The organism is Sphingobacterium paucimobilis HER1398 (assembly GCF_000416985.1).
Classification (GTDB): Bacteria; Bacteroidota; Bacteroidia; order Sphingobacteriales; family Sphingobacteriaceae; genus Sphingobacterium; species Sphingobacterium paucimobilis.
This window is the reverse complement of the sequence record NZ_ATDL01000022.1, coordinates 292,000-304,734: the sequence shown is the minus strand read 5'-3', so window position 1 is coordinate 304,734 and position 12,735 is coordinate 292,000. Positions and strand designations below refer to the sequence as shown.

Here is a 12,735-nt window from a genome sequence, read left to right as displayed (position 1 = left end):
TTTACATATCTAATTTATTTTTATGCTACTGCGCTAGCTCTTTTCTATTTAGGGCTAATGATTATGAGTTATTATAATACCCTGCGCTATAAATATAGGTATACCGAAAGAGAGGAAAACTATCTCAAAGACTTTCCGGAGGAAGCGCCAGGTATATCTATCGTTGCTCCTGCATTCAATGAAGAAGTGATTATCTACGATAGCGTTAACTCCTTGTTGAACCTGGATTACCCCACTTTTGAGGTGATTATTGTGAATGATGGGAGTAAGGACAAGACATTGGAAATCCTGATTGAGGAGTTTGAACTTGAAGAGATGCCTTATTACTATGCTTATAAGGTATACTGTAGGCCTGTAAATCGGGTCTTTCGTTCGAAAAATCCAGCCTACAGCAAATTGAAAGTTGTAGACAAAGAAAACGGGGGAACTAAAGCGGATGCTATGAATGCTGGGGTTAATGTTGCACAATATGACTACTTCATCAATACAGATGTCGATTGCATCCTTGCTGAGGATACATTGAGTAAGATTATTCTTCCCGTTCTCGATTCGGACAAGCATGTAATTGCAGTAGGAGCTACGATGCGTATGGTGAATGGCTGTACAATTGACAAAGGCCGTATCACGCGTGTAAAACCGCCAAATCGCTTGATCCCACTTTTTCAGGAGACAGAATATCTGCGTTCCTATCTGGTTGCAAAGATGGGCTGGTCGATGGTCAATGCTATTCCCAACGTATCTGGAGGCTTTGGATTATTTGACCGAAATATAGTCATATCTGCAGGGGGATTTGACTCTGCTTCTCATGCCGAAGATATGGATATGACGGTGCGTATGGTCGCTTATATGCGTGAAAATAAAAAAGCTTACCGAATAGTACAGTGCCCTTATAGTCTTTGCTGGACAGAAGGACCGCCTAATATAAAAGTTCTAAACAGACAGCGTACGCGTTGGGGGCGAGGCATGTTACAGTTTATTATCGATCACCGAAAGTTCTTCCTCAACAGAGACTATGGCAGATTAGGTTTTCTTGTCATGCCCTATATTGTTTTCTTCGAGTTTCTGGCCCCAATTATCGAGTTCACCGGATTCCTTTTTCTGTTGTTTCTCTTATTTACGAATCAGGTAAACTTTGATACATTCTGGATGATGATCGCTTATGCCTATTTGATCGGACTGTCCGTATCGATTATTACGGTGTCCTACGATCTGGTTTTAGGCAAGCTCTATAAAAACTTTTGGGAGTACCTCAAACTCGTGCTTTTCTCAGCGTTTGAAGCGATCCTATATCATCCTTTAGTCGTGATATTCACGTTGAGAGGCTACGTTCAATACTTAACACGTAAGAATTTTAAATGGGGACAGATGACAAGACAGGGATTCTCTCCATCGAAAAATGCTAATACCGTACATAATAATGCTTAAAAAATTTAAATACGCTAAAATACTGATTGTTTTTTGTGGGGCACTATCATTCTGCCAGCCTGTGGAAGCGCAGCGAGCAGGTACTACTATAGAGCGAAATGACGAAGCCAAGGAAATCAACGATTTGTATAAACAGGGGAAATGGGAAGAGGGAAAGAGCAAAGCTGAAGTACATCTCAAGAAGAATCCAAAGGACTCGGATATGCGAATGCTGGTGGGTAAGTATTATACACACAAGCAGCAGTATGACAAGGCGCGCTATGAATTGGTCAAATCACTCGAATATGCCCCGACAAATGTGGAGTCTAAGCACATGTTGGTGACTGTAGAAACTGAAACACAGCGTTATTCAAGTGCAATCTGTTATATCAATGAACTCCTAGAAGTAAACCCTTATTGGAAAGGCCTATGGCGTAAGAAAATAGAGCTTTACAGAACCATGGGCAACCACGTAGAGGCGGATCGTTTGTTGAAGCGCATCTCCCAGATCTATCCCGAAGACAGCGAGTTGAAAGGAGATCAGGTGTATGCTCAGGAACAAAGAGCAGTCGCCGTGGCCAAAGCAGGACGGATCGACGAGACTATCGATGTATCCAAGAAGAGAATTGATGAACATCCGCGCCAACAGGATAGTTACTTCGCTGTGGTCGATAATTATATCAAAGCGGGAGATTATAATAATGCATTGGTGTATACAGAACGTGCCTTGAACGAGTTTCCGGGCAACAGAGGGTTTGTACAAAAAAAGATTGCAATTCTAGAACACCAACAACGCTATCCCGAGCTTCTGTCCTTCTTGGAGTCTCAGATGAAAAGAGGAGGGGGAAACTTGCGTTCACAATACAATTACTTCCTATTGGAGGCTGCGCGTAATGCGAAAAACAATGATCCGGCAAGTCTGTACGGCAAAATATTTGAAGGATCTCCAGGCAACAAAGAAGCATTCGACTATGTTTTTAACGACCAGATCGCCAAGGAGCAATATGAAGAAGCGATCGCTGCATTGCACAGACACAGATATAGTGTCGGTATGAGCAAGGAGTTGGATATGAAAGAGCTGATGGCGTATAAGCGGATGGGCAATGAAGGAAAAGTAGCGGCATTGACCAGAGAGTATTTTGTCAGGTACCCAGCGGATATTGAGTTAAGGGATTCGTATGTAGCGGTGACACTTCGACAGGCCAAATCTAATATGCAAGATGGTAAGATAGGAATGGCTATAAATGACTGGAAGGATATCATTCGCTATGGAGATGAAGAGTCTGTAGCAATTGCCCAAAGCGGTCTATACAATTCCTATGTGACCGAAAATCGCTATCACGAAGCGATAATGATCTTGGATGATATGCTGTTGGACAGGCCTGGAGACAGAGATTTGTTACTTAAAAAGTCAGACCTGTATAATAAAGAAGGACGTTACGAGTATGCGCTCAATATATATGAACAGGTTTTGGGTGCTGCTTCTCAACAGGATAGAGATCGGCTCTTACAGGGGTATGGCGATATGATCCAACCCTGGACAAAGAATCTAAAAGAGCGTTATCAGCTTGCTGAGGCAAGGCAACTATGCGACAGGTGGTTGACTGTTGATGATAGAAATCAAGATGCCCTACTCTATATGATCAACATCTGCTATCAGTTAAAAGATCACGATGCGATGCTGCGCTACGCTCAGATTGCTGAGGATCGTTATGGAGATGATATGGCCTTCAAGATCAAGCTCGCTGAAGCAATGAACCACACGCCAGAAAAACGTCCAGATTCCTGGGCATTGTTGCATAGGCAGGTACAATTGAATCCCTACCACGAGCCTCTGGTCAAGACATTCAGTCATACCACTGAGGAGTTTGCAGGTCAGTTATTAAAACAAAAGGAATATAGTCAAGCGTTGACAGTGATTGATACGGCCTTGTATTATAAAGACGATAATAAGACGCTAAAGTATATGAAGGGATTGGCCTATGAAGGGTTGAAACTATATGATTCAGCTTATCGGTATCAACAGTTTTATGAACCATCCCTATTGGAGTTCACAGACTTTAAGAACCATTTGGATTATCTTGGACAAAAGTCCTATCAGAATAACGTTGGTATCTCTCACGTACGGGCCAGGTATGGTGACGATTACGCTATTACATCGATCTCATCGGTAGAATATAGTCGCTTATTACGCAATGGCAACGTCTATACTGGAAGGTTAAATTACGCCGGTAGAGAGGATGGAAAAGGTTTACAGGGACAGGTCGAATGGTCGGCACCTTGGACAGAAAAACTGTCTACAAGAATCGATCTTGCCTTGGCGAATAAGTTTTTTGCCAAGCTGGCTGTAAATGGTGCTGCTCTTTATGCTTTTAAGCCTACCTGGGAAGCCGAAGGGGGAATCGGGTATAGAAGGCTATTTACCGGACAGAATCTACTCAATCTCAATCTTGGAATGACCAAAGATATCGAAGATTTCAGACTGTCTGCAAAATGGAGTAATTTCCTACTTAATAGTGAGGGGCAGAGTATCTATCTCTATAGCCTAGGGGGCAAAGCTCAGTACATCATGAATAATCCAAAAAACTATCTTTTAGCTGTAGGTAGTATCGGTAATTCTCCAGATATCGATTTACTGGATACCCAGTTTTATAATAGTTTCAATGTATTTAATGCGATGGTCGGGGCAGGGATAGGACGATCTATAACTAAGAATATAGGGGCTAGTGTTATGGGGACATGGTATAATTTTCAAACAGACAAACCTGTAGATATTGCAAATTATAGAAACCTTTATAACCTATACTTTCAGTTCAATGTCTCATTTTAAGCGGATAGTATGGCTCTGGGGACTATTCTCATTGCTGTCCTCAGGTTGTAAGGGGGAGTCTTTTGATTTCGCAGCACAGCGGCTATTGGTTCTTTCAAATGGAGACAAAGAGAGTGTACAAGCGGCGGATTATCTATTTCAGCATTTACAGAAACGGAACACCGCACAAACAGTCTTCCAGGTCAAGCGCTCGGATTCCCTTATAGAAAGTCTTAAGGGAGTGGTTATCTATATCGAAGTTGTAGAAGATCTGCAGAGCGATTATGAAATAGTCAATGAATATGGACGGTTATCGCTTTTTGGTAAAAATCGCTCTATATTACGTTGGCTGACATATATGTTGATTGATAAACTGGGAGAGTATCATACGCTGGACATTGCCGACGTTCCACCAGGTTACTTAGAATTCAAAACCGGTAAAGCAGATTTTGCACTCAGATATAGAGACCCACATTTACTGCCGAATATGGATCAGGATATTTCTGGTATCCTGCTCACTCATAATGTAGATCGAGACTGGGGCTTATGGGGACATAATCTGAGAAAAGTATTTACAAAAGGCACTGATACGAATGCCATGGCCCTGGTGGATGGAAAACGAGATGTTGAACAATATTGCTTCTCGTCGCAAAAGACCTTTCAGGCTATCAAAGATTTTATTCTTGAAGAATACGGTAGTGGATCCCGTGAGGGGAAATGGTTTATGATAGCTCCTAATGATAATGATAAGGTATGTACCTGTGCGTCCTGTAAGAAACAAGGTAATACCTCAGAGAGTGCCACAGCGGCTGTTGTCCTACTGTTGAATAGATTAGCGACAGAGTTTCCAGAGGACTATTTTTATACCACGGCTTATCGGACGACACGTACAGCTCCGACAATTCGATTGGCCGATCATGTAGGGGTGCTCGTGAGTACCATCGATCTGCCTAAATCACCTGAGCTCAAAGTGGATGCACCGTTAGTGCAAGAGTTCAGCACATTGTTGACCTCTTGGAAAGAACAGACCAATCATATTTATTTGTGGGACTATATTTCCAATTTTGACGATTACATCACTCCTTTTCCTACACTGCGCCGCGTTCAGACACAGTTATCGTACTTTAGAGAGCTGGGAGTCAACGGGATGTTCCTCAATGGAAGCGGTTACGATTATTCGCCATTTGACGATGTCAAAACCTACGTTTTGAGTGCTGTCATGCTGGATCCCTCACTGTCAGTACCCGATTTGGTGAAGCGATACCACGAGCGCTTCTATCCGATATCAGCAGGACTATTGACCGATTATCTTTTGGAAATAGAGGATAGCCAGTACAATCAAAACAAGGATATCGCTCTATATAGTTCTTTTCGCCAATTGATGAGAGACTACTTCGCGATAGATCGATTTAATACATTTTATTCAAATCTAGAAGCTGTCTTACCCCGCTTAGCAGGTGATGAGGAGCGTCGTATTAGATTGATGCTCGGTGCTTTGAGCTACACCAAGCTACAGCTTGCCTATCATAAGGGCACCGTTGCCAATAACTTTTTAGAAGTCAAGGAGGGGAGAGTCCAACTTTCATCTCAACAAGACCTAGCCATCGATAGACTGCGTGGAGTCTTGAAAGAAGGTGTAGTGAATTATAAAGAAGAAAAGGGAGACCTGCAGATCTATCTCAAAGAATGGGATCAGTTGAGAACTATTTCTAGGCCAGTTAATGCATTTAAAGTAAATAAAGCTGTTGGAATATCTTCAGCAGAGGTTATGGAGGATGCAGAGCTGCTGTGTGATAACAAAGTGGGGTTTGTATCTGACTTCAATATCGGTTGGTTTTTGGCAGGTGAAGATGTCAACGTGATGGGAAAGAAAGAAAATAAAGACCAAGGAGATACACATGTAGAGATGCGGTTTTTGGTGAATGTCAGGCATCGTATGCTTGTGCCAGATCGAATAGAGCTATGGAGTGCTGGAGCCAAGCTTGTCGAATTTGCTGCTGCAGATTTTGTAGTGCTGGGGGATACTGCGACTTTAAAAAAGAATATCGATCTGTCGAAATATAAAGAGCTAGAAATAAAGATTTATAAAAATAGAGAGTTGAAAAACTCGGTAATAGCGTGTGATGAAATACAGTTATATTAATTATTTTTTTGTTTTCGGAGCGATCTTCATACTCACTTCTTGTGTAGATCTTTCCAAGCGTAAGACCATAATGGAGGTCGAAGACAATGAGCGACATTATTATCCCATATTGGCGGGGCAGCAAAAAGACCTTTCTTTCAAATTGAAGAATGTCGGTAAGAATCCATTGATGATTACAGATATCATCACTTCCTGTGGATGCCTAAAGGTGGATGAAGGAGCGGCAGCCTTTACCGTGCCTCCGGGCAAAGAACGTCTGTTGACCCTTAGTTACAATAGCGCTAAAAATATCGGCTATGTCAAACATTACATCACCCTCTATGGAAATTTTGAAGACGTTCCGTTCAAGGAGCTTGTTTTTGACATCAATGTCGTTCCGAATGCCATGTATACCAAGGACTATGAAGAGCTCTATTCGGACGAAATCAAGGCCCAGGGAGGTTTTAAAGAGTTTGTCGATGGTGATGCAAGCAATAAGGGATATTACATGGACGAAGATTTCAGTAAAAGTATACATGACAATAAATAGGCACTTCTAGACGTATTTTATTGTGTTGAGTATTAATTTTTTAATCATAATAGTGGTTTAAATAGTTTTTTAAATGAATAGAATTGCAGATATTTAGCACAGTTTGCATCATTATATCCAGTTAATGGCGCTAAATATCTACGTATGAATTCAGTATCTTATAATCCAAAAGAAATACTGTCTACCCTGACGGAATTGGAGGGGAGGCTCAAGTGTTCGATCGATAAGCATTGCCCTGATAGGGGATTAATACTTTCCGATGATTTGGACAAGGCGCTAGAGCAGTTTTTAGAACTTAAGAGTGAGACGGGCGACGAGGTCGCTTATTTGTCTTCTCAATTAGCTTTGTTACATCTCCAGCGAGAAGTAGAAAAAACCATTGGAGTGGTCGTGGATTCTAATAACCTTCGTGCATGTCATGACTTTAGTAAGGCTCATAAAATGCAGGTAGGAATAGATTCTGTCCCGAACAAACGTTGGAATACCAACGTAGCTTTTCTGATCACATTTATAATTGGATTACTCGTTACTGTCGCTTTATTCTTTTGGTGATATACCAGAGAACTTTTCATCAATTCTATTTCATTTTGTTTAGTTGATAGAAAAGAAGCGTTAGCAAGTAAGTATGAAGTTGATTTGTTATTTCCTTTTAGGAGTGACGGTATTGGTGTCGTCTGTATATGGGCAGGAAACTGCTAGCAATGACTCGTTCCATGAGCGGTATGTCGAGGTGATCGTGTCACTCGTGGCTACGGACATACATGCGGCGCATAGAGCCGCAGATTCCCTCTATAATATAGCCGTGACGGACGAGCAAAAGATAAAATCGTTGATGTTACTAGCTAAGATATTCGAGAATCAAGGCGATATAAAGTCTAGTATCTATAAAGGAATGAAAGCCGATACTATTGCCAATGCGACAATGAACTTTTCTTGGCAAAGCAACACCGCAGGCTTTCTGGCCACAGCATTTAGACAGGTAGGCCTGCTCGGTGTGTCCATGAGTTATCTGGAGAAAGCAGAACGTGCAAATGAAAACCAGGAAGACAGGGTGATGCAGCATTTGACCCGAATCAATATTCTGCACGAACGGGTTTTTCATAATTTAGAACAGGGCAACTTTGAAGAGGCCAGTGAATGTGCTAAAAAAGCAGCGACTTCCATCAATATCAGTGATAAGGACCATAAAAGTGCCCTTTTGGTTAAAGCTACCAATGACCAGCTGATGGGCGTCTGTGAATTTCGACTTGGGAATTTCAGCGAAGCAGGTGTTTTTCTAGATCAGGCCTTGGCTAAAATGGGTAACGTAGAGACCAATTTAACGCCATATATCTATCGTATGCAAGCGGAGGTCGCTCTAGCGGAAAATCAAACAACGAAAGCAAAGGAATGCCTGGAAAAGGTAGAGCATTATCTCGCTTCCGGAGGCGTAGAAGAATTGATAATGCTGACTTACCGTACCTGGGCCAAGTACTATGAAAAGGTTGGGAATTTGGATAAGTCAGTTATATATCGAGTAAAAGCTGGCGAAATCAAAACTAAGAGAGATAAGGATGCAAAACAGTTATCGGATGAAATGATTATCTCACTTCATTCGACTAAGCAAGCCTATCGTGTGAAGTATATTTATGCTGTAGGTGGTATACTTTTCGTCCTGGTAGGTACAACGTTTGCCATATTATATATCTGTCGCCGCAAAAATATATACAAATTACGTTGCAAAACACCTGGGGTAACCTATATCGGTAGCGAAGATAAGGATCTTAGTAAACCAGCATCAGTAAGTGTGAGCAAACTTCCATTTTCATCAGTTGTCAATAGCGACAAGCGGACTGATGAAGGAGAGAATATTCTTGCGGTCAAGGCCAGAGAGGTCAATATCTCCAAGGACACAGAGGAGCGACTGCGCGAGCAATTAGACAAGTTGGAAAAAGAACACTTTTATCTGGAAAAAAGCATTACCCTCAATCAAATAGCCAGTATTATGGGAACCAATCCCCGTTATGTAACCTATATGATCCAAAGATATAGAGAAAAGGATTTCTACGAATACATACAGACCAAGCGTATTGAGTATATTATCGATCAGTTGCATAAATCTCCTGATTTGCTTGGGTTTAAACTGTCCTATCTCGCAGATCTCTGTGGGTTTACTTCGCTGAGTAAATTTTCGACTGCATTTAAACTGGTGACGGGTACGCCACCGTCCGCCTACGTACATTTTATCAAAAAAGAGCGCGATGAGAAAGCACCCTGAAAAAGCAGCGCTTCTATCGGAAGAAACATTTCCCTTTTATCGAAAATAAGAGTTTTATAAATTGACTCCTGGTGCCTTTGAACAGGTTATTTTGTATTCGAGGATATGAGACACCTTTTACGTTTATAAAGTATGGAATACTTCTGTTTAATTTGATGATAGATTATAATTATTGGCAATAATAAAGAAAAGATGCGGGCGACCAATACAGGGAAGCGAAATAGAGTACATAAGGAAGTAAAACTGGAAATAGTGCATGCCATCCTCTCCGGAGAACTCTTTTTGGAAGAGGCTATGGTAAAATATGGTATTCGTAATGAAATCAGTATTATCAACTGGATTAAAGAATACCGCTCACAGGTAGAGAGCAGAATGCGCATGACTAGCGACTTCTTAGACCAACGGAAGGTCAAGGACGAAACTGTTCTCGTGGCGGCGATCTACCAAAAGATCCAAGAACTGGAAGAAGATAATCGCCTGCTTAGAGAACAAAAAGCATATTTGGTAGAAAAAATTTCTGTCCTAGAGATGGAGATCAGTCAGGTGGCGGATGCTTCTACACCTTACGAGCACGGCAAATAGAAATCAAAATCAATGCAGAGGACTCGGGAAAGAAGTAAGGGGGCTCTGTATTTAAAATATGCTCAATTCATATGTTTTTGCCAGATCCAAAATCATGTGGTACCCAGCTAGTGAATTGCCGTGACTGTCCAGGGCAGGACTGAAAACCCCTATACCTATACGATGCGGTACACTGACCACGATACCGCCCCCGACTCCAGATTTGCTCGGTAATCCTACAGTACGCGCATACTCTCCACTGAATTCATACATTCCGGCAATCAGCATCTGTGATAGAATAAGTTTTGCCAATGCGCTATTCTCATACCGACGATCTCCATCATACCGGGTACATTGATTGGCGAAAAAGTAGCCTATTTTGGCAAGATCCTCCGTGGTAATTTCGATCGAACATTGACGGAAATAGTTATCCAACTGCTCTTCGGAACCGGTGATAGCTCCTGTGTTTTTCATCAGATAGAACATCCCCCGATTACGGTGGCCCGTTTCTTTTTCGGATTGGTATACGGCTTGACTGTAATTGATTGAGGGATTGTTCGTAATATACCGTATCATTTCCAGTATCTTCACAAAGGCTTCTTCACCTTGTCCCGAGATCAAGCTGGTCGTAAGGATAGCTCCTGCATTCATCATCGGGTTGAGGGGTTTGCCTGTAGTTTCCAGATTTGCAAAATGATTAAAAGGTCTATCTGTTCCATAGTACCCCATTTTTTCAAAAACCGATTCCTCACTGTTTTCCATTACAGCTAGCATAAGCGCAATGATTTTGGACACACTCTGCATGGTGAATTTTTGATTGCTGTCACCTACACTTATAATTTTACCGTTGTTGTCTACAACCGATAAAGCGACCGATACGGGATTTACTTTACTCAATTCGGGAATATAGTCAGCTACAGCACCATCCTTATAATAGTGTTTATTCTTTTCGAGAATGGATGACAGCGTGGAGGTGCTGATATCTGCGCTATTATTTTTCTGTGCAAAACTTCCTGATTGGTTAGCTAATAAAAGGATAGCAACCGAGATGATGCATTTAAAACGTATATGGAGCTTTCTGTTCATTGGTCGTTGATATAAATAAAAGATTCCGCTTAAAACCCTACTCTATGTGGGATAAAATTACGAAATTATACCATCTCGCATAACATTTTGATTAAATGAAACGTTTTTCCGAGTGGAGTGTTGTATTAATAGTGTATGGTGAAATTTGAAAAAGTGACCCGAGGGGTATTAATGTATTTAAAGAAGAAGGGATATAATATTCTGACCTCTAATAATGAAGTGATCGATTCTGTAATCTATTGGTTTCCGGAGCGTATAGACAGTACCAGAGGATATATGAGATACCTCAATAATCTCGGCTATGAACCGCCGCTCAGCCAGCCGACTTTGTTACGAATAGAAGAGGCATTGGAAAAAGTAAAAGAAGAGGAAGAAGTGGAAGGCTATATTTTTATCGCTACTTAAATGTTTTTTATGTTAAATTTGCTTAGAGTTAAATTAATTATCATATCTTTATGAAGGAATTAATTATTTATGTTTTTTTAAATTATCTATGAAAGAAGGTATTGTAAAGTTTTTTAACGAATCCAAAGGTTTCGGATTTATTACTCCGAATGATGGAAGTAGCGAGGTATTTGTACACGTTACAGGACTTACTCAGAATGTACGCGAGAATGATCACGTATCTTTTGATATCCAAGAAGGTAAAAAAGGTCCAAATGCAGTAAATGTAAAATTGATTTAAAGATTATTCTTGCATATATTGTTAAAGCCGTTCGCGTTAGGACGGCTTTTTCTTTTCTTAATATGTTATATGTTTTGTTTGATTCAAAATAAATATCGTTATTTATTGCTAAATTGTAATTATTAAGGGCTTTTAGGAGAATTATCTTCAAAAGTTGAAATGTTTGTAGAAATTAGAAATGATTCGATCAAAAATAATAGGTACAGGAGCCTATATTCCGACAGAGGTAATTGCTAATCATTGTTTTTTGAATAGTGATTTTTTTACGGATGATGGCAGTAAGATAGAACAATCTACAGAGACCATCATACGCAAGTTTAAGGCCATTACCGGAATCGAACAGCGGCGTTATGCGCGTCAAGGGATTTCAGCATCTGATATGGGAGCATTTGCAGCCGAAGAAGCAATTAAGAGGTCTGGGATAGACCGCGAATCCATAGACTTGATCATTGTTGCACACAATTATGGAGAAATGGATCATCCAGGTGCACCTCGTGACATGGTTCCCTCGGTAGCATCACGTATTAAAAATAAACTGGAGATCCAAAGTACTTCCTGCATCCCCTATGATATCATCTTTGGTTGTCCAGGATGGGTACAGGGGCTGATTCAAGCCGATATGGCTATACGTTGTGGCGATGTGCGTACATGTTTGGTGATCGGTACAGATACGCTTTCTAGGGTATTGGATTCTTCAGATCGTGACAGCATGATATTTTCGGACGGTGCGGGAGCATGTATAGTACAGGCTGACAACAGTTCCAGCTCTGGGATTATCAATACGGCCGTAAGGTCGGATACAGGAATCGAGCTAGACTACATCATTTCGGCTGGCGAGAATAGTGGGGCAGTGGAAGAACCCCGATTTATAAAGATGAAAGGGCGTAAGGTCTATGAGTATGCCCTTAAGTATGTACCGCAGGCGATGAAAGAATGCTTTGACCGGAGTGGTGAGGACATCCATGATCTCAAGATGATATTCTTACATCAAGCCAATGACAAAATGGACGAGGCTATTGTCAAAAGATTTTTTGAACTATACGATATAGCGGAGCTCCCAGAAAATGTAATGCCCATGAATATCTCGCATATGGGGAATAGTTCCGTTGCGACTATACCTACGCTCTTGCATCAAGTGATGAACAAAGAGATTGGAGATTTTAAAGTCAATAAGGGAGACTTGATTATGTTTGCTTCCGTGGGAGCGGGGATGAACATCAATGCGATCACCTATCGCTGGTAAATACCACAGATTGGTACA

Annotated in this window: 11 protein-coding genes; 10 read left to right on the top strand and 1 reads right to left on the bottom strand. The window is 41.1% G+C overall.

The genetic code is table 11. The features are described from left to right. Nucleotides 1-63: 63 nt before the first annotated feature. The 7 genes from M472_RS42955 (at nucleotide 64) to M472_RS42930 (ending at nucleotide 9,724) form a co-directional block, all read left to right on the top strand. Nucleotides 64-1,425, top strand: a complete 1,362-nt coding sequence (locus M472_RS42955) for a glycosyltransferase family 2 protein (RefSeq protein WP_200859650.1) — start codon at nucleotides 64-66, stop codon at nucleotides 1,423-1,425. Next, complete coding sequence (locus M472_RS42950; protein WP_158499948.1) at nucleotides 1,418-4,234, top strand: tetratricopeptide repeat protein; 2,817 nt, start codon at nucleotides 1,418-1,420, stop codon at nucleotides 4,232-4,234. Before M472_RS42955 ends, M472_RS42950 begins: the two co-directional genes overlap by 8 nt. Beyond that, nucleotides 4,221-6,356 (top strand): DUF4838 domain-containing protein, encoded by a 2,136-nt coding sequence (locus M472_RS42945; protein WP_021072153.1) that lies wholly within the window; start codon nucleotides 4,221-4,223, stop codon nucleotides 6,354-6,356. The genes M472_RS42950 and M472_RS42945 overlap by 14 nt, the downstream gene beginning before the upstream one ends. Next, nucleotides 6,337-6,885: a DUF1573 domain-containing protein gene (locus tag M472_RS42940; protein WP_021072152.1), complete on the top strand. Its 549-nt coding sequence runs from the start codon at nucleotides 6,337-6,339 to the stop codon at nucleotides 6,883-6,885. Before M472_RS42945 ends, M472_RS42940 begins: the two co-directional genes overlap by 20 nt. A gap of 144 nt (nucleotides 6,886-7,029) precedes the next feature. Continuing rightward, complete coding sequence (locus M472_RS42935) at nucleotides 7,030-7,437, top strand: hypothetical protein (RefSeq protein WP_021072151.1); 408 nt, start codon at nucleotides 7,030-7,032, stop codon at nucleotides 7,435-7,437. A gap of 73 nt (nucleotides 7,438-7,510) precedes the next feature. Beyond that, complete coding sequence (locus M472_RS44815; protein WP_021072150.1) at nucleotides 7,511-9,142, top strand: helix-turn-helix domain-containing protein; 1,632 nt, start codon at nucleotides 7,511-7,513, stop codon at nucleotides 9,140-9,142. Nucleotides 9,143-9,334: 192 nt separating this feature from the next. After that, nucleotides 9,335-9,724 carry a hypothetical protein gene (locus M472_RS42930; RefSeq protein ID WP_021072149.1) on the top strand — a complete coding sequence of 130 codons (390 nt, stop codon included), beginning with the start codon at nucleotides 9,335-9,337 and terminating at the stop codon, nucleotides 9,722-9,724. Nucleotides 9,725-9,775: 51 nt separating this feature from the next. Here the strand turns inward: M472_RS42930 and glsA are convergent, their stop codons facing one another. Further along, nucleotides 9,776-10,789: a glutaminase A gene (gene glsA / locus M472_RS42925; RefSeq protein ID WP_021072148.1), complete on the bottom strand. Its 1,014-nt coding sequence runs from the start codon at nucleotides 10,787-10,789 to the stop codon at nucleotides 9,776-9,778. 135 nt (nucleotides 10,790-10,924) lie between these two features. On the opposite strand from glsA, the gene M472_RS42920 reads away from it, so the two are divergent. From M472_RS42920 to M472_RS42910, 3 genes are all read left to right on the top strand, one after another. Further along, nucleotides 10,925-11,194 (top strand): hypothetical protein, encoded by a 270-nt coding sequence (locus M472_RS42920; protein ID WP_021072147.1) that lies wholly within the window; start codon nucleotides 10,925-10,927, stop codon nucleotides 11,192-11,194. Nucleotides 11,195-11,282: 88 nt separating this feature from the next. Further along, the gene (locus tag M472_RS42915; RefSeq protein WP_021072146.1) at nucleotides 11,283-11,474 is read left to right on the top strand and encodes a cold-shock protein; all 192 of its coding nucleotides are present in this window, start codon (nucleotides 11,283-11,285) and stop codon (nucleotides 11,472-11,474) included. A 178-nt stretch (nucleotides 11,475-11,652) separates the two neighbouring features. Continuing rightward, nucleotides 11,653-12,717, top strand: coding sequence for a 3-oxoacyl-ACP synthase III family protein (locus tag M472_RS42910; RefSeq protein ID WP_021072145.1), 1,065 nt, complete (start codon nucleotides 11,653-11,655; stop codon nucleotides 12,715-12,717). Nucleotides 12,718-12,735 lie beyond the last annotated feature (18 nt).

Coding starts and splice junctions, on each gene's coding strand:
- M472_RS42955 (WP_200859650.1), top strand. CDS start 64: ATGAGTTATTATAATACCCTGCGCTATAAATATAGGTATACCGAAAGA.
- M472_RS42950 (WP_158499948.1), top strand. CDS start 1,418: ATGCTTAAAAAATTTAAATACGCTAAAATACTGATTGTTTTTTGTGGG.
- M472_RS42945 (WP_021072153.1), top strand. CDS start 4,221: ATGTCTCATTTTAAGCGGATAGTATGGCTCTGGGGACTATTCTCATTG.
- M472_RS42940 (WP_021072152.1), top strand. CDS start 6,337: ATGAAATACAGTTATATTAATTATTTTTTTGTTTTCGGAGCGATCTTC.
- M472_RS42935 (WP_021072151.1), top strand. CDS start 7,030: ATGAATTCAGTATCTTATAATCCAAAAGAAATACTGTCTACCCTGACG.
- M472_RS44815 (WP_021072150.1), top strand. CDS start 7,511: ATGAAGTTGATTTGTTATTTCCTTTTAGGAGTGACGGTATTGGTGTCG.
- M472_RS42930 (WP_021072149.1), top strand. CDS start 9,335: ATGCGGGCGACCAATACAGGGAAGCGAAATAGAGTACATAAGGAAGTA.
- glsA (WP_021072148.1), bottom strand. CDS start 10,789: ATGAACAGAAAGCTCCATATACGTTTTAAATGCATCATCTCGGTTGCT.
- M472_RS42920 (WP_021072147.1), top strand. CDS start 10,925: ATGGTGAAATTTGAAAAAGTGACCCGAGGGGTATTAATGTATTTAAAG.
- M472_RS42915 (WP_021072146.1), top strand. CDS start 11,283: ATGAAAGAAGGTATTGTAAAGTTTTTTAACGAATCCAAAGGTTTCGGA.
- M472_RS42910 (WP_021072145.1), top strand. CDS start 11,653: ATGATTCGATCAAAAATAATAGGTACAGGAGCCTATATTCCGACAGAG.